Source organism: Kangiella koreensis DSM 16069 (assembly GCF_000024085.1).
Lineage (GTDB): Bacteria > Pseudomonadota > Gammaproteobacteria > Enterobacterales > Kangiellaceae > Kangiella > Kangiella koreensis.
The window spans coordinates 2113632-2128920 of sequence record NC_013166.1 but is presented as its reverse complement, the minus strand read 5'-3'; the positions used below and the strand labels follow the sequence as shown (position 1 = coordinate 2128920).

General features: G+C 43.9%; 16 protein-coding genes. 12 read left to right on the top strand and 4 right to left on the bottom strand.

Annotated features, from left to right (window positions below; translation table 11 throughout):
* Nucleotides 1–46 precede the first annotated feature (46 nt).
* The 7 genes from KKOR_RS09935 to KKOR_RS09905 all read left to right on the top strand — a co-directional run bounded on the left by KKOR_RS09935 (nt 47) and on the right by KKOR_RS09905 (nt 7675).
* A complete protein-coding gene (locus tag KKOR_RS09935; RefSeq protein ID WP_015780989.1) occupies nt 47–964 on the top strand; it encodes an AAA family ATPase in 918 nt (305 codons plus the stop codon).
* 10 nt (nt 965–974) lie between these two features.
* Nucleotides 975–1925, top strand: a complete 951-nt coding sequence (locus KKOR_RS09930) for a DUF58 domain-containing protein (protein ID WP_015780988.1) — start codon at nt 975–977, stop codon at nt 1923–1925.
* A gap of 17 nt (nt 1926–1942) precedes the next feature.
* A complete protein-coding gene (locus KKOR_RS09925; protein ID WP_041296219.1) occupies nt 1943–3919 on the top strand; it encodes a transglutaminase family protein in 1977 nt (658 codons plus the stop codon).
* An 81-nt stretch (nt 3920–4000) separates the two neighbouring features.
* Nucleotides 4001–4612, top strand: coding sequence for a tRNA-(ms[2]io[6]A)-hydroxylase (gene miaE, locus KKOR_RS09920; RefSeq protein ID WP_041296218.1), 612 nt, complete (start codon nt 4001–4003; stop codon nt 4610–4612).
* Nucleotides 4613–4645: 33 nt separating this feature from the next.
* Complete coding sequence (gene pepE, locus KKOR_RS09915; protein WP_015780985.1) at nt 4646–5368, top strand: dipeptidase PepE; 723 nt, start codon at nt 4646–4648, stop codon at nt 5366–5368.
* A 194-nt stretch (nt 5369–5562) separates the two neighbouring features.
* Complete coding sequence (locus KKOR_RS09910) at nt 5563–7089, top strand: hypothetical protein (RefSeq protein ID WP_015780984.1); 1527 nt, start codon at nt 5563–5565, stop codon at nt 7087–7089.
* Nucleotides 7090–7108: 19 nt separating this feature from the next.
* A complete protein-coding gene (locus tag KKOR_RS09905) occupies nt 7109–7675 on the top strand; it encodes a DUF924 family protein (protein WP_015780983.1) in 567 nt (188 codons plus the stop codon).
* A gap of 6 nt (nt 7676–7681) precedes the next feature.
* Here KKOR_RS09905 and KKOR_RS09900 read toward each other — a convergent pair whose 3' ends face one another.
* On the bottom strand, nt 7682–8398 hold the full coding sequence (locus KKOR_RS09900) for a UDP-2,3-diacylglucosamine diphosphatase (protein ID WP_015780982.1): 717 nt from the start codon (nt 8396–8398) through the stop codon (nt 7682–7684).
* A gap of 91 nt (nt 8399–8489) precedes the next feature.
* Nucleotides 8490–9005 (bottom strand): peptidylprolyl isomerase, encoded by a 516-nt coding sequence (locus KKOR_RS09895; RefSeq protein ID WP_015780981.1) that lies wholly within the window; start codon nt 9003–9005, stop codon nt 8490–8492.
* Nucleotides 9006–9172: 167 nt separating this feature from the next.
* Between KKOR_RS09895 and cysS the strand changes: the two genes are divergently transcribed.
* On the top strand, nt 9173–10570 hold the full coding sequence (gene cysS, locus KKOR_RS09890; RefSeq protein WP_015780980.1) for a cysteine--tRNA ligase: 1398 nt from the start codon (nt 9173–9175) through the stop codon (nt 10568–10570).
* A gap of 29 nt (nt 10571–10599) precedes the next feature.
* Here the strand turns inward: cysS and KKOR_RS09885 are convergent, their stop codons facing one another.
* Nucleotides 10600–11343: a helix-turn-helix domain-containing protein gene (locus tag KKOR_RS09885; RefSeq protein ID WP_015780979.1), complete on the bottom strand. Its 744-nt coding sequence runs from the start codon at nt 11341–11343 to the stop codon at nt 10600–10602.
* 118 nt (nt 11344–11461) lie between these two features.
* Here KKOR_RS09885 and KKOR_RS09880 point away from each other — a divergent pair, with 118 nt between their 5' ends.
* From KKOR_RS09880 to KKOR_RS09865, 4 genes are read left to right on the top strand one after another with little or no spacing between them, the layout of a single operon-like run.
* Complete coding sequence (locus KKOR_RS09880) at nt 11462–12052, top strand: CDP-alcohol phosphatidyltransferase family protein (RefSeq protein WP_015780978.1); 591 nt, start codon at nt 11462–11464, stop codon at nt 12050–12052.
* Nucleotides 12053–12083: 31 nt separating this feature from the next.
* Entirely contained in the window at nt 12084–13043 is a 960-nt protein-coding gene (locus KKOR_RS09875; RefSeq protein ID WP_015780977.1) for a phosphatidate cytidylyltransferase, read from the top strand.
* 20 nt (nt 13044–13063) lie between these two features.
* Complete coding sequence (locus KKOR_RS09870; RefSeq protein WP_015780976.1) at nt 13064–13714, top strand: lysophospholipid acyltransferase family protein; 651 nt, start codon at nt 13064–13066, stop codon at nt 13712–13714.
* Between the two features lie 41 nt (nt 13715–13755).
* Nucleotides 13756–14295 carry a hypothetical protein gene (locus KKOR_RS09865; protein WP_015780975.1) on the top strand — a complete coding sequence of 180 codons (540 nt, stop codon included), beginning with the start codon at nt 13756–13758 and terminating at the stop codon, nt 14293–14295.
* Between the two features lie 89 nt (nt 14296–14384).
* Here the strand turns inward: KKOR_RS09865 and folD are convergent, their stop codons facing one another.
* The gene (gene folD, locus KKOR_RS09860) at nt 14385–15239 is read right to left on the bottom strand and encodes a bifunctional methylenetetrahydrofolate dehydrogenase/methenyltetrahydrofolate cyclohydrolase FolD (protein WP_015780974.1); all 855 of its coding nucleotides are present in this window, start codon (nt 15237–15239) and stop codon (nt 14385–14387) included.
* Nucleotides 15240–15289: the final 50 nt, after the last annotated feature.

Sequence of the window (15289 nt, the reverse complement as noted above, 5' to 3'; positions counted from 1 at the left end):
TTTGTTAAATATTAATAGGTTCACAGAACTAACATCAGGAAAATCTATGCGTAAAAAATTGAACCCTGTCCTTGACCAGTTAAATAAGGTGGTTTTGGGTAAGCCTCATCAAGTTAAGCTGGCAGTTGCTTGTTTATTGGCCAAAGGGCATCTGTTGATAGAAGACTTACCAGGCATGGGTAAGACTACTTTGGGACAGGCCGTTGCCAAAGTGTTCGGCTTAGAGTTTCAACGGGTTCAATTCACAAGTGATATTCTGCCTGGTGATATCGTTGGGGCTAATATCTATGATCGCGAAAAAGGAAGCTTTGAATTTCATCCTGGTCCAATCTTCTCGCAGTTAGTACTGGCCGATGAAATTAATCGAGCAACTCCCAAAGCGCAAAGTGCTTTGCTTGAAGCAATGGAAGAGCAGCAGGTTACCATAGAAGGCAAAACCTATCCTCTACCACAACCCTTTTTTGTGATTGCTACACAAAACCCTTCTTATCAAATTGGGACTTACTCTTTGCCAGAGTCGCAACTTGATCGTTTCTTATTTAGAGTTCAATTAGGATACCCTGAAGCTGGTTTTGAAAAAGTGTTACTGCGCGGTGAATCTGGACGCGTACAAATGAACAAAATCGAAACTTTATTGGAGCTTTCTGAATTGAGTGAAATTCAAAGTTTCGTTCAAACTATAACCATCAGTGATCACCTGTTGAGTTATGTGATGGATTTAATCAATGCCACACGTCAAAGTCCTGACTTTGCTCATGGCCTATCTCCTCGGGGAGGTTTAGCGTTAATCGGTGCAGCAAAAGCCTGGGCATTTCTAGATGAGCGAGAATATGTATTACCCGAAGACATTCAGAAAGTTTTTGTGCCAACCGTGGCTCACCGACTGCAGTCGGTAAAGACCTCTAGTGAGAAAATAGAAGTTTTGGTTGAGCAAATTGTTCATGACACTCCAATTTCAGCATAAAGAAAAATAAATGAAACTAGTCAGTGCCGTTCGTCAGAAATTCTTTTCCTGGGTTGATAGTCGTAGTCCTGAACAGAATGTTGTGCACTTACGGCAAAGGAATATATATATCTTACCTACCCGCTATGGCTGGTTAATGTTAGTGATCTTAATCTTGATATTAGTAGCTTCAACAAACTATCAAAATAATATGGGGTTCATGGCTGGGTTTATTCTATTAGCTATTGGTATGCTGTCGATTTTTTACACCTATCGTAATATTCGAGGACTAAGAGTTAGGGCACTGAAACCTCAATCTGTTTATGTGGGGCAGGAGTGTCTGTTTCCATTCGAGTTCAGCAACTCATCGGAGACTTATCGTTCATCAGTAGGTGTCGGTCAAAGTAAAAAAAAGGTTCGTTATTTTGATATTCAGCCTCATCATAAAGAAGTTTTCATGGTTTCAATTCATGCGGCAAAGAGAGGGCTTCTAAAGCCAGAACGATTGGTTTGCACCAGTATTTTCCCCTTTGGGATTTTTCAGGTCTGGTCCTGGTTTAAACCTTCTCATGTGGCATTGATTTATCCAAAGCCAATAGAGTGTCCTCAAGTCTTAGCACCACAGTCTCAAGGGCAGGAACAGGGTGCTTTCGCACAAAAAGGCTCGGAAGACTTCCATAGCTTAAGAGATTATCAGTCAGGTGATCCCATTAAACAGGTGATGTGGAAAGCTTTTGCACGAGAACGTGGTTTATTGACTAAAGAGTTTGAAGAGCAAGTTGGTGAACAACATTTGCTGACCTGGGAAAGCGTTAACCAATATGATAAAGAACTGGCGATTTCCTATTTAACTGATGCGGTTATCAAAGCTGAGCAAGCAGGAACATTGTATGGACTTGAGTTACCGCATATCCTCATTGGAAAAGGGCAGGGTGCAGAGCACCTGCATCAATGTTTAAGTGCTTTGGCGTTGATGGAGTAATCAGTGAGCTACCAATTATGAATACACAATCATTACCACTGACTCGCCATGGAATCGTTCCATTATTAATTATGGTGCAAGCCGTGGTTCTTATGCCACTATGGTTTCATTTGCCGGCTTGGATTTCTGCTTCGACTATTGCCTTGCTGTTGACCCGTTATGTTATTTATAAAAAATCTCTTAAATTGCCGTCCTGGCTAATTTTGATGCTTGCGTTGTGTGCACTTGGTGGCGTTTTTCTCTACTTCCGAACAATCAGCGGGCGCGAGGCTGGTGTGGGTTTGATCTGTTTGATGTATACCTTTAAGTTACTTGAAGCTAAAAACTATCGTGATGGCGCGCTCATTCTGTTCATCTCATTTTTCATCTTAGTTACTGCATTTTTATATGACGAGTCCATTTTAATGGGTGCCTATTTGCTCATTTCTATGATGGCCATTTTGATGGGGCTGATTGCTTTAAATAGTGTTAAAGGTGTGGCAGGGATTCGCCATCTTGGGAAAGTCTCCGGTGTTGCCCTACTGCAAGCATTACCCATCATGCTGATATTGTTTTTTCTTTTCCCAAGGCTGTCAGGACCACTGTGGGCTATGCCTTCAAACCTTGAAGCGGGCATGGGTATTGATGACGAGATGAGTCCTGGAGCTATTAGTACTTTATACGGTTTTGACGATATTTCATTCCGTGTGGATTTTGATGGGAAAGCTCCACCCATTAATCAAATGTATTGGCGCGGTTTAGTTTTATCCGAGTTTGATGGTATTGCATGGAAGATTGGTGTTGAGTCGCCAATTCGTGGTGAAAGCTATCCTACAGGCGAACCTACCTACTCTTATAGAGTGCAGTTAGAGCCACATAATCGGCGCTGGATTTTTGGCTTGGAGGACCTCATTGAACCACCAAAGGAAAGGGTCTATTTGTTTAATAACTATACCTGGCGAAGAGCACAAAGGGTCACTCAGAGGTTGTTATATCAAGCTCAGTCTTATCAATTAGATTATAGTAAGGTTGATATGTCGCAATGGCAAAGACAGCTTAATACTCAATTACCAGGCAACGGCAACGATCAAACCAAAGAATGGGCTATTAGTGAATATGAGAAAGTTGGAGATCCAGAAGAGTTCATTCGATATGTCTTAAGCTACATCCGGCAACAGAACTATCATTACACCTTGTTGCCTGAGGTAATTGAGCAGAACGTTGTTGATGGTTTCTGGCTTAATAGCCGAGAGGGATATTGTGAGCATTATGCCAGTGCATTTGTGTTTATTATGCGAGCTGCTGGAATCCCTTCCCGGGTTGTCACTGGCTATCAAGGAGGGGAATATAACCCTTATGGCGACTACTATATTATTCGACAAAAAGATGCGCATGCCTGGACTGAAGTTTGGTTGGAAGGAGAAGGCTGGCGCAGAGTTGATCCGACCGCAGCAATCCATCCATCTCGCGTTGATGACTCTCTGCTAAATCAAACCAGTTCGCGTGATGATTGGTTTGCTGATTTTGATAGTTTGACCACTACTGATAGTGAAATTGCCAGAAATGTCTGGCAACAAATTAGTCTGCGATGGGATGCCATGCAAAGTTTCTGGAACGAGAGCCTGATGGGTTACGACAAGGATATGCAATTTAGTTGGCTGTCTGATTTAGGGGTCAAGAAAAATCAGTGGCGTTATCTAGGTTATGCTCTCTTAGCCACTATTCTGCTGGCAGGTGCTGGTTTCGGCTTGTGGATTTTGAGCCAAGCCAAAAGTCGAGACAAGGTGGAGCGCGCCTACCGGTATTTCCAGCAGACTCTGGCCAAAAAAGGTGTCGAGGTTAAATTAAACGAAGGCCCGAAAGATTTATTGATTCGTATTAAGAAAGAGCATCCTGAGCATTATGCAAAAGCTGTGCCTGTGATTAAGCGCTATATTTCGATACGTTATCAGAAAGAAAAATCATCAGTGAGAAGTCAGCAGAGTTTTATTAAAGCTGCTAAAGCTTATCATTGAGTTGGTACAAGGGCTGCTGACTGACAAGCACAGGGTAAGTGGGTATAATGCGGCCACATTTGGCTACCGACGAACATGATCATGGCTGACATTACGCCAATCCACGATTTTCTTCTTTGTAAAACTCCCTCCTTGTGGTTGGAGCGGGCAACTCAGGAAATAGAAACCTTGTTGATTGACCATGCTCATTGCGAAAAAAAGGCTGCTGCCACAGCGGTTAAGTTGATGTTTCGTTATCCTGATCGCATTGACCTGCTAAAAAAACTGTCGCAACTGACTCGCGAAGAAGTGCTGCACTTTGAGCAGGTGCTGGAGTTTATGGAACAGCGCAATATTCGTTATCGTGCTATTAAGCCTTCGCGTTATGCAGCTGGCCTGCACAAGCATGCCAGTAAAGATGAGCCTCAACGTTTAATAGATGGTCTGATTATTGGAGCCATTATCGAGGCACGCTCCTGTGAGCGCTTTCACGCCTTGGCTCCTTATTTTAAAGATAGCGAACCTGAGCTCTCAAAATACTATCGTTTTTTATTGAAATCCGAATCACGCCATTTTGCAGACTATCTTGAGTTGGCGCAAAGTTATGCCAAAGATCCTATTGATGAGCGTGTTCAGTTCTTTCTTGAAAAAGAACAAGAACTTATAGAAAGTCCCGACAAACAGTTTCGTTTTCATTCCGGCGTACCTGCGTAAACTTATCTTAATGACTTGATGGAGAGACCCTTTATGTCACACACATCACAACAGAAATTATTATTACTCAGCGCTTCAAGAGAAGGGCAGACCGAGTATCTTGAACATGCATTACCCATGATGAGTTCGTTTTTACCCTCGTCAGTGAAAGAAATACTTTTTATACCTTATGCGGGTTTTGCCATGGGTTACGATGCTTATGAAGCCAAAGTAGCTGAAGCGTTAAAAAGCATAAACCGTAAAGTGGTTTCGATTCATCAGTTTGATGATCCGGTTAAAGCTATCGAAGATGCTCAATCAATTGCCATCGGTGGCGGTAACACTTTCTACCTATTAAAACAGCTTTATGACAATGAATTGGTGGATGCGATTAGAACAAAAGTAAATGCAGGAACGCCTTATATGGGCTGGAGCGCAGGCTCCAATATGGCGGGGCTGACTATCTGTACTACCAATGACATGCCTATCGTACAGCCGCGCAGTTTCAATGCCTTGTCTTTAGTTCCTTTCCAGATCAATCCACATTACACCGATTATCAGCCACCTAATCATAATGGCGAAACTCGTGCGGAACGTATCTATGAATACACTCGCGCTAACCCGCACCGGTATGTGGTGGGAATTAAAGAAGGTACGGCACTAGAACGTCAGGGTGATAAGTTATTCTTGCGTGGCCAGAAAGATGGTCTGATTTTCCGTGATGGCGAAGGCATCAAAACCATTAAAGCGGATAGTGATATAAGCTGGCTATTATAAGGCTATACAATTAATGCAAATTTGACCTGATATAATGTGCTGGTAAGACCAAATAATCTTTTAGTATCAATTGGTTATCGATTGATATAGGATTAAAGTTAGCCAAGGATGGATAACTTATTCAAACCATAATTTCAAAGGCCTCCTTGGTGGTAATTTAAAACTTAACCATATAGCACCAAGGAGATCTAACAATGAACAACTTTCCAAAGTTAAGTTCATGGTTAGGAGGGATCATAGTTGCTGGATCATTAGTATCATCCGCGCACGCCTCCGAGCCACAACAGCCTCAACACGATGATGAATTGCACGGCAAAGTACCATTTCTGACTTCTACCGCTCAGAACTTAAATTACGCCAATTCACCGATTCACCCTTTTCTTAACTCAGCATTACCCAATCCTCCACAAGATGTCTATTCAGGACCGCTGTTTCAACTGCGTCATGACTATCCATCTCAAGTTCCTTCAGGACAAAGCTTTCCCTGGAAGAAGGTAACTAATAACGGCCTGATTACGACTCAGAACTCAATGGCCTATGTTGAAGCTTTGAAAACGTATGTTTCTGATGACATGCGAAAACTTCTCTACAGCTATGATAAGTGGGAGCCACAAAGTGAACCTTGGTGGCAATCCATCTGGTTGGGAACCGAGCGTGAGCCTATTCATGGGTTTTACGTCGGCTCAGGTTTCCCTGCCGGTACCATGCCTGAACAAACTCTCGATTTAACTACTTACGTGTTAACCCTATACGATGAAACCGCAGCGGTGACTCTGGGTAATATCTGGGGCACTACTGAAGATCAGGCTTATAATCCAAACCTGACTAATCCTGCAGCACAATATGCCGAAGGCAGTGTCATCGTGAAGTTTGCTTTTGTTACTCCTTGTGGGGCTGACTGGGCACCGATGGATGGCACCTTGTCATGGCCGATTTATTCGACTCTGAATGAAAGTAACGGTTCAGGCAATAGTCCAAGCGTGTCGAAATGTCCAAACAATGGATCTGATGGGTCGACAGCGGATCCGACATTGACCAATGTCTACTTGATGCAGTTTGACATCATTGTCAAAGACAGCGTGGCAGCTCCGGAAACGGGCTGGGTATTCTCCACTTTGATCTATGACAAAAATGCACCGGGTAAAGACGTGTGGGATAAAATGATTCCACTGGGCGCTACCTGGGGTGGTGATCCGGATATCATCAATACCGCAAGCACCGCACTAACGCCACCAGTTACGGTAAATACCAATCTCAAGCAGAATTCGGTTAATCCTCAGGCCCCCGTCTATGCAACGGCAACGTTGGGCTGGGATGGACGCCTGTCTGGTCCGAACGACGGAGCTGTAGTGACGCCTGCCTGGGCTGGTAGCCATTACTATCCAAAAGGTTTAGCATCAGCTGGTTGCTTAGGCTGCCATAGTAGTGCTCAGTATCCACAAAAGTCATTCTTGTTGCCGTCTACCACCTATCCGCCTCAAGTGACTAATGCCCCTGGTTCAAGTACCAAGCAAGCATTGGTACTCAACGACCCGGGCTCAACAGGATGGATGAAGTGGTTCCAAAGCCGTTCAGGTACTGAAGCCATGGATTCTGACCAAGACAGCATTGGCCTGGATTATGATATGGTTACTTCATTTAAAGCCATTCCAATGTGGCAGGCAGCGCTTAAAGCGATTGAAGCAGAAAATGCTACTAAACCATCCTTAAAAAGAAAGTAGTAAAGGAAATTGTATCACTATGAACTTAGATGATTTAACACGCCATGTGTTGGACTTCTGGTTCGGCGCGCCTGACTCTGCTGAGTTAGGCGCTGACCGCGCCATCTGGTTTCAATCCGATCCAGAATTCGACCAAGAGGTTCGCGATCAATTTGGTGAAGCTCATCAGCTTGCCGCAGAGGGCAAACTGGATGACCTGATGCAAACCCAAAAAGGAGCTTTAGCTTTAATTATTATTCTTGATCAATTTTCGCGCAATATTTACCGTAATCAGGGGCAGGCTTTTGCCACTGACTTGCAGGCTCAGCAGTATGCCGAAGCTGCTTTAAAGAATGATTTTGGTCAAGGCTTATTGACGGTTGAGCGGAAATTCTTCTACATGCCTTTTATGCATGCCGAAGATCTTAAGCTTCAGGAAAAAAGTATTGAGCTGTTTATTAAACTAGGTGATCCCAACACACTTAAATTTGCTTTGTGTCATCGCGACCAGATTATACGCTTTGGAAGATTCCCTGGCCGAAATCAGGCGTTGGGTATAAAAAGCACTCCAGCAGAAGAAGCTTTCTTAAAGAATCCTTTTTGTTAAAAGGCTTTACTCAAAATAATGACTGTCGATCTCGTCACCTGCAATGGTGAGGTAGTGACCTTTATCGCCCCAGTCGCTCAGTACGATGCGTTGGCAATGGTTGCCATCGACTTCAATGTCGTGAAAATCAGGGCGGTGAGTGTGGCCATGAATCAGGATATCTGCATTATGCTTTTGCAGAACTTCTTTAACTGCATCAGGATGCACATCTGTGATGGCGCTGGCTTTGTTGGCCTGAGCTTCACGGCTTTTCTGGCGCAAGTCGGCTGCAATTCCTCGGCGCACGGCTAAAGGTTGTGATAATAATTGCTGTTGCCACTCTTGTGAGCGAACCATCTGGCGAAACTGCATATATTCTTTATCGTCCCAGCATAGGCTATCGCCATGCATCAGGATGGCTTCTTTGTCCCCAATCGTTACTGGATGAACTTCTCTGACTATGACACCGCCAGTGGCTTTGGCAAATTCATCGCCCAATAAAAAATCGCGATTGCCGTGCTGAAAATACAGTGGCTTGCCTGAGTCCGAATAGGCTTTAAACTTGGCTATGATACTTTTAACAAATTCCGAATCATCATCGTCACCAATCCAGCTTTCAAATAAATCCCCCAGCACATACAGAGCATCCGACTTGGGAGCTATATCATTCATGTATTGAGTGAAAAGGGCGGTCAGATCAGGGCGTTCTTCGCAAAGGTGTAAATCGGAAATGATATGAATCATAGAATTATCTTTTATTGGATGTTGAATTAGGTTGAATGAAAAAGCTGTATCAGCTTGGTGCCAATACAGCTTATTTGACTAACTTGGGATCTTATTCCTGGTCAATAACTGCTTTTTCAATGATGACTGGCTCTACAGGAACATCCTGGTGGACGCTATAGCTGCCCGTTTCAACTTCTTTGATGGCGTCTACCACGTCCATGCCTTCGACCACTTTACCAAACACACAGTAGCCCCAGCCTTGCATGGATTCCTGAGAGAAGTTCAGGAAGTCGTTATCTTTTACATTGATGAAGAATTGGCAGGTGGCTGAATGGGGATCCATGGTTCGAGCCATGGCGACCGTGCCGCGGGCATTGGTCAGCCCATTGTTGGCTTCGTTCTCAATCGGACTATCGGTAGGAAGCTGCTCCATATCGGTAGAAAAGCCACCACCTTGAACCATAAAGTTAGAAATAACTCGATGGAATATAGTGCCGTCATACTGACCTTTTTCCGCGTAATTGATGAAGTTTTGCACGGTTTTAGGGGCTTTGCGAGCATTAAGCTCGATAACGATATCACCATGATTGGTGGTTAAAGTGACTTTTGGATGTGCATTGCTCATGATTTAATCCTAATTTTTGCCTGTTTTTAAACTATCACCGGGCCCATATTTCGCATTGAGCTAGCCTGTAGGCCTGATGATGGTTACAATATCGGGCTTCTAAGTTTGCGCATATGATAATGTTTTTTATCGCTAAAAGCTAAATTCAAAACCGAGAAAAGATACTTATGTTACAGATCTACAATAATTTGACCCGTCAGAAAGAACCTTTCAAGCCCATGGAAGAAGGCAAGGTTTCCATGTATGTGTGCGGTGTGACAACTTATGATCTGTGCCATATTGGTCATGCTCGAACCTATGCGGCATTTGATGTGATTAACCGTTTTCTAAAGTTTAGCGGTTATGACGTCACCTATGTGCGTAATATCACCGATATCGATGACAAGATCATCAATCGTGCTAATGAGAATGGTGAAGACTTTAGCGAACTTACTGAGCGCTTCATTCAGGAAATGTATCAAGATTTTGACGCGATTGGTCTGCAGCGCCCAGATATCGAGCCGCGCGCAACCCAGACCATGGATGAAATTATCCAAATGACGCAAACCCTGATCGAGAAGGGTGCAGCTTATGCAACTGATAATGGCGATGTGTATTTTCACGTGCCAGCCTTTAAAGACTACGGCAAACTCAGTAAGCAGGATCTGACTCAGCTTAATGCTGGTGAGCGTGTCGATGTAAATGACATCAAAAAAGACCCGATGGATTTTGCCCTATGGAAATCTTCTAAGCCGGGTGAACCTTCTTGGGATTCCCCATGGGGTAAAGGTCGTCCCGGCTGGCATATTGAATGTTCAGCCATGAGTAAAAAATGCCTGGGTGATACTTTTGATATTCATGGTGGTGGTTCTGACTTACAGTTTCCACACCATGAAAATGAAATTGCTCAATCGGAATGTGCTAACGATTGCACCTTCGCCCGAGTCTGGATTCATACTGGAATGGTGCAGGTGGATAAAGAAAAGATGTCCAAGTCCCTAGGCAATTTCTTCACCATTCGCGACGTATTAAAACAGTACCGCCCTGAGTCCGTACGTTACTTCCTGATGAGCGGACATTACCGTAGTCAGCTCAGTTACACGCAAGCTAATCTGGAATCAGCTGATGCCAGCCTCGAGCGTTTGTACACTTCACTTAGAGGTGTGGATTTTAATCGGGCAACTGATGACAAGCTGGGTATTCTAGAACAGGCCCAGTTGCGCTTCACGGAAGCCATGGATGACGACTTCAATGTGCCTGAAGCCATGCCCGTATTGTTTGATTTGGCAAAAGAGGTTAACCGCCTGAAAGCCACCGATATGGCTACAGCAGCAACCATTGCGGTTAAGATAAAAGAGCTGGCAGGCGTTTTGAGTCTATTGCAACAGGATCCTGAGAGCTTCCTCAAGTCCGGTGCGGGCGACAGCGACGTGTCCGATGAGGACATTGATAGTTTGATTCAACAACGTCTGCAGGCGCGTGCCGATAAAAACTGGGATCTGGCAGATGAGATCCGCGATAAGCTGCATGCTATGAACATTGAGCTTGAAGACGCAGCGGGCGGTACCAGTTGGCGTCGGAAGTAATCTAAAGCTAACATAAAAGAAGAAAGTCGCTAAAGCGGCTTTCTTCTTAATTCATTAAACACTGACAATTCCCAGTTCCTTAAACCAACCACCAGGCTGGTTCCTTTTTTCTCTGCCAGCGCAACATTCTTGTCTTCACGCAATTGCTGGCGATAGGCAGTGCCCAGTTCATCGATCAGTTCCTGAATCTTGTGATTGGATTTGTCGCTTAACATGCCCGAAATAAACAACACCTTTTCATTCTTTTCAGTAAAGCTGGAGCGAAAGAATTCATTCTGGATATGCTCCGCAAAGAAATTCTGAACCGGCCCTTTGGGGTGCCATTTAAAGTGCGGACTGACGCGTTTGCGTATTCTATTGCCAGGTAACAATTCTATAAAAGCAATCTTATCCAGTTGCACCAGATATTTGATCAGCTGAGGCTCAGTAAAGCTATAGCGCTCTAACATCTCATCGAATTTCCAATCCGACAGACATAATTGTGCGACCAGTAAAAGTCGTTGATCGCTAATCAGCTGGTTTTCCTGTTCTAGGGTCAGTTGTGAGATTTGCTTGCGTTGTTGATGAGCGGATTGAGCTAACTGCAGAATATCCAGATGCAGTAGATCACAAATTTTTTCCAGGCGGTCGAGGCTAATTTTGTGCTGTGAAAACATGCGCTTGATATTGGCTTCACTCATGTCTAAAGCCTCGCTCAGGGCCTTATAGGTAATCCCTTCTTTTCTAAGCTCTTGTTTCAGAGCCTCTAGAATCTCCAGCGTTTGATTGCTCATAGTCTATTATTTGTATACCAAAAAGCCACTTTTGCACGACTTTAGCATTAAAAGTAGATTAAAGGTAGCTCCTGTGACAACTTAGCCTCATCAAAACAACGATTCACAAGGAAATACAATGATTAGCGTTTATCAACTTAAACCAAAATTTCAGCAACTTCTCAGACCGCTGGTTAACGGTTTAGCCAACAAAGGCGCTACCGCTAATGAAGTTACGGTCTTTGCAATGCTGCTGAGTGTTGTTACAGGTACAGCCATTGTTATCAGTAACAGCTTACTGGCCTTACTGGCTCTGCCAATTGTTTTATTAACCCGTATGGCACTTAACGCAATCGATGGCATGTTAGCCAGAGAGCATAACCAGCAGTCTAAGCTGGGCGCTTACCTTAATGAAATCGGTGACGTGATTTCCGATCTCTTCTTAATTCTTCCTTTACTCATTATTCCTGACATTAACTTGTGGTTACTAGCGACTTTCGCCTTTGTTGCGTTACTAACCGAGTTCGCAGGTGTTCTGGGTGTCTTGGTCGAGGCTGAACGTCAGTATCAGGGCCCAATGGGGAAAAGTGATCGGGCATTGGTATTGGGGCTGATTGGCCTGCTGGTGCCATTGTTTGCTTTGCCAACTGTTTATTTAAATGCTGCTCTGACTGTTGCCATCATTTTGTCAGTGTGGACTGTGATTAACCGAATTCGTGCTGCGCTGTAAGCGTTAGCAAATTTAACCAGAGGATATGGATATGTTTTTCGATATAAGTAGCTTACAACCAGTCACTCAAGTTTTTGGTAGTTTGTTCTTACTGTTATTGGTGGCGACACTAGTGTCATTTTTACTTAGCCGCGCAAAACCACAAACTAATTACACGGAACTTACGCAGCGCATCAATTCCTGGTGGATCATGATGGGTGTATTTGCACTGTCACTTTACATGGGACCGATGGTGACGATTCTAATGTTCGCCATGTTGAGCTTTATCGCGCTCAAAGAATATTTTTCCATGACACCAACACGACTGGTCGATCGTCGAGTACTGTTTTGGGCTTACCTGACCATACCGTTGCAGTACTACTTTATTTCTATCGGTTGGTACGGCATGTTCATTATTTTCATTCCGGTCTATGCTTTTCTATTTATTCCGTTCCGTATGGTGCTGGCCGGCGAAACCAAAAACTATCTGCGAGCGGTCGGTAATATCCATTGGGGATTGATGCTGACAGTATTTACTTTAAGTCACCTGGCTTATCTGGTGGTGTTGCCGAACGAAGCAGAAGTCAAAAACCTGATGGTCTCAGGCTCTGGCGCAGCATTACTGTTGTATCTGGTGCTACTGACTCAACTGAATGATGTTAGCCAGTACGTTTGGGGAAAGTTATACGGTAAGAACAAAATCGCTCCGGCCATCAGCCCGAACAAAACTCGCGAAGGTTTGATTGGTGGTGTCCTGACCACCGGCTTATTGGCCATGGCTTTAGCAGAAATATTAACCCCAATGTTGTGGTGGCATGGTCTGTTGGTTGGCCTGGGTATTGGCATTGCGGGCTTTATTGGTGATGTGTCTTTGTCAGCCATCAAGCGTGATATTGGTATCAAGGATTGCGGTCAGCTCATTCCAGGACACGGCGGTATTCTAGATCGCCTGGACAGCCTGACCTTTACCGCACCACTATTTTTCCATGTCATTCGTTACTGTTATTACTAGGTTGGATAAGGAGCAAAAACATGAAAATTATCAATAAAGCATTACGTTGGTTGTTTTTCGCTATCATTATCAAACCGATAGTGAAATTAGTGATAGGTCTTCGTTATCAGAATAAGCCCATTCTTCCAGCGGATGGGCCAGCCCTGATTATCGCTAACCATAACAGTCACCTGGATACCATGGTGTTGATATCACTGTTGCCATTAAAAGTGTTGCACAAAGTACAACCAGTAGCTGCTGCCGATTATTTCTTGAAGAATAAATTTCTCGCCTGGTTTGCCCTGAATATTATTGGCATCTTACCGATTGAGCGTCAGTCTGAACGACAAACCAAAAGTCCTGTTGAACAGTGTGCTGAATCCTTAAAGCAGGGCAAGATACTGATTTTCTTTCCTGAAGGTTCGCGTGGAGAGCCTGAGAGTATGTCCGAACTTAAGTATGGAGTGGTGAAGCTTGCAGAAAAGTGCCCAGAGGTTCCAGTGTATCCGATCTATATGCATGGGCTGGGTAAGAGTCTGCCGAAAGGTGATACCTTACTGGTGCCTTTCTTCTGTGATGTGGTTTTTTCAGAGCCACTGCACTATCAAGCTCATCAAGACAATTTCTTTGAGCAAATCAAAACTCGATTCGATGAGATGCAGTCGTCAGTCAAGTTGCCAAAGTGGGATTGATGATTGTTTTGTCTAACTGAAAGGCATCGGGGTAGAAGACTATGAAAAAAAGCTGGCTAAGTGGGACCTGGGGATTTGCTGAGGCGACCCTCTTTTTTATCCTGCCAGATGTATTGCTTAGTTATTACGCGCTGGATAAAAAACATAATCTGACTCGTTTGTGTTGTATCACTTTATTAGGTGCTTTAATAGGTGGTGGTTTGATGTACTGCTGGGGACAGTATAATTTTGCTACTGCGTATCACTTAGTTGAATCGGTTCCTGCGATTAACAATGAATTAATGGCCAAAGTGAGTGAGCAGATGAAATCTTCAGGTGTGCTCGCAATTTTTACAGGGCCACTGCAAGGATTGCCCTACAAGACGTTTGCAGTACAGGCGTCTGCTGCACATATCTCAATCATAGAGTTTTTATTAATAAGTATTCCGGCAAGGTTAGTGCGGTTTCTAGCGATTGCCTATATAGCCCGTTGGATATCCTCCAATTTGTTGAAGCAGCTACAGCGACGGCATTTAATTGCTGTGTGGGGTGGAGTCTGGCTAGTAGTGTATGGTTTGTATTTCTACCACTTTCCATCCTAGAGCTTTTCATCATAGGATTTTCCATCATAGATAATAAAAGCCATGCGCAAAGGCATGGCTTTCAGACTAACTAATACAGCGTTGTGTTGTTAATCGTGTAAGTTCTCACAAGCGTATAAAGTATTAGTCATCAACATGGCAACGGTCATTGGGCCAACGCCGCCTGGAACCGGGGTAATCCATGAAGCCTTTTCTTTAGCCACATCAAATTCCACATCACCGACTAGTTTACCGCTTTCTAAACGGTTGATGCCTACATCAATGACGATGGCGCCTTGTTTGATCCAGTCACCTTTAACCATTTCCGGAATGCCAACACCAACCACCACAATATCTGCTTCAGAGACTTTTTTCGGTAAGTCTTTGGTTTTACTGTGGCAGAAAGTAACGGTACAGCGTTCCATTAATAGCTCTAAACCCATCGGACGACCGACAATATTGGATACACCGACTACAACAGCATCTTTGCCGACTAAATCGATGCCCGTTTCTTTAAGCATGACCATGACACCATAAGGCGTGCAAGGGCGCATGGTTGGCATCTTTTGTGCTAAACGGCCCATATTGTAAGGGTGGAAACCGTCCACATCTTTATCAGCCTTAATGCGTTCTAAGATGACATTAGAGTCAAGGTGTTCAGGAAGTGGCAGTTGCACCAAAATACCATCAATGGCTGGATCAGCATTTAATTGGTCAATATGCTTTAATAGTTCTTCCTGAGTGGTTGTTGCTTCGAGGACAATTTTGCGAGAAATAAAGCCGACCTTTTCACAAGCTTCTACCTTTTTGTTAACGTAGATTTGTGATGCGGGGTCAACACCCACTAGGATTACCGCCAAGCCCGGTGCGCGTAGCCCTTTATCAAGGCGTGCTTTGACTTTTTCGGCCAGTTGTAACTTAACTTTTTCGGAAATGGCTTTGCCATCAAGAATTTGAGCAGACATAAGGTGTATTAAATTCAAATGAGCGTTTGAAAGGCGCTATTGTCGCAATA

Excerpts from the sequence above, each read along its gene's own strand:
- KKOR_RS09910 (WP_015780984.1), top strand. The coding sequence starts at position 5,563 with ATGAACAACTTTCCAAAGTTAAGTTCATGGTTAGGAGGGATCATAGTT.
- cysS (WP_015780980.1), top strand. The coding sequence starts at position 9,173 with ATGTTACAGATCTACAATAATTTGACCCGTCAGAAAGAACCTTTCAAG.
- KKOR_RS09865 (WP_015780975.1), top strand. The coding sequence starts at position 13,756 with ATGAAAAAAAGCTGGCTAAGTGGGACCTGGGGATTTGCTGAGGCGACC.
- miaE (WP_041296218.1), top strand. The coding sequence starts at position 4,001 with ATGGCTGACATTACGCCAATCCACGATTTTCTTCTTTGTAAAACTCCC.
- KKOR_RS09880 (WP_015780978.1), top strand. The coding sequence starts at position 11,462 with ATGATTAGCGTTTATCAACTTAAACCAAAATTTCAGCAACTTCTCAGA.
- KKOR_RS09905 (WP_015780983.1), top strand. The coding sequence starts at position 7,109 with ATGAACTTAGATGATTTAACACGCCATGTGTTGGACTTCTGGTTCGGC.
- KKOR_RS09875 (WP_015780977.1), top strand. The coding sequence starts at position 12,084 with ATGTTTTTCGATATAAGTAGCTTACAACCAGTCACTCAAGTTTTTGGT.
- KKOR_RS09885 (WP_015780979.1), bottom strand. The coding sequence starts at position 11,343 with ATGAGCAATCAAACGCTGGAGATTCTAGAGGCTCTGAAACAAGAGCTT.
- KKOR_RS09935 (WP_015780989.1), top strand. The coding sequence starts at position 47 with ATGCGTAAAAAATTGAACCCTGTCCTTGACCAGTTAAATAAGGTGGTT.
- KKOR_RS09930 (WP_015780988.1), top strand. The coding sequence starts at position 975 with ATGAAACTAGTCAGTGCCGTTCGTCAGAAATTCTTTTCCTGGGTTGAT.
- KKOR_RS09870 (WP_015780976.1), top strand. The coding sequence starts at position 13,064 with ATGAAAATTATCAATAAAGCATTACGTTGGTTGTTTTTCGCTATCATT.
- KKOR_RS09925 (WP_041296219.1), top strand. The coding sequence starts at position 1,943 with ATGAATACACAATCATTACCACTGACTCGCCATGGAATCGTTCCATTA.
- folD (WP_015780974.1), bottom strand. The coding sequence starts at position 15,239 with ATGTCTGCTCAAATTCTTGATGGCAAAGCCATTTCCGAAAAAGTTAAG.
- KKOR_RS09900 (WP_015780982.1), bottom strand. The coding sequence starts at position 8,398 with ATGATTCATATCATTTCCGATTTACACCTTTGCGAAGAACGCCCTGAT.
- KKOR_RS09895 (WP_015780981.1), bottom strand. The coding sequence starts at position 9,005 with ATGAGCAATGCACATCCAAAAGTCACTTTAACCACCAATCATGGTGAT.
- pepE (WP_015780985.1), top strand. The coding sequence starts at position 4,646 with ATGTCACACACATCACAACAGAAATTATTATTACTCAGCGCTTCAAGA.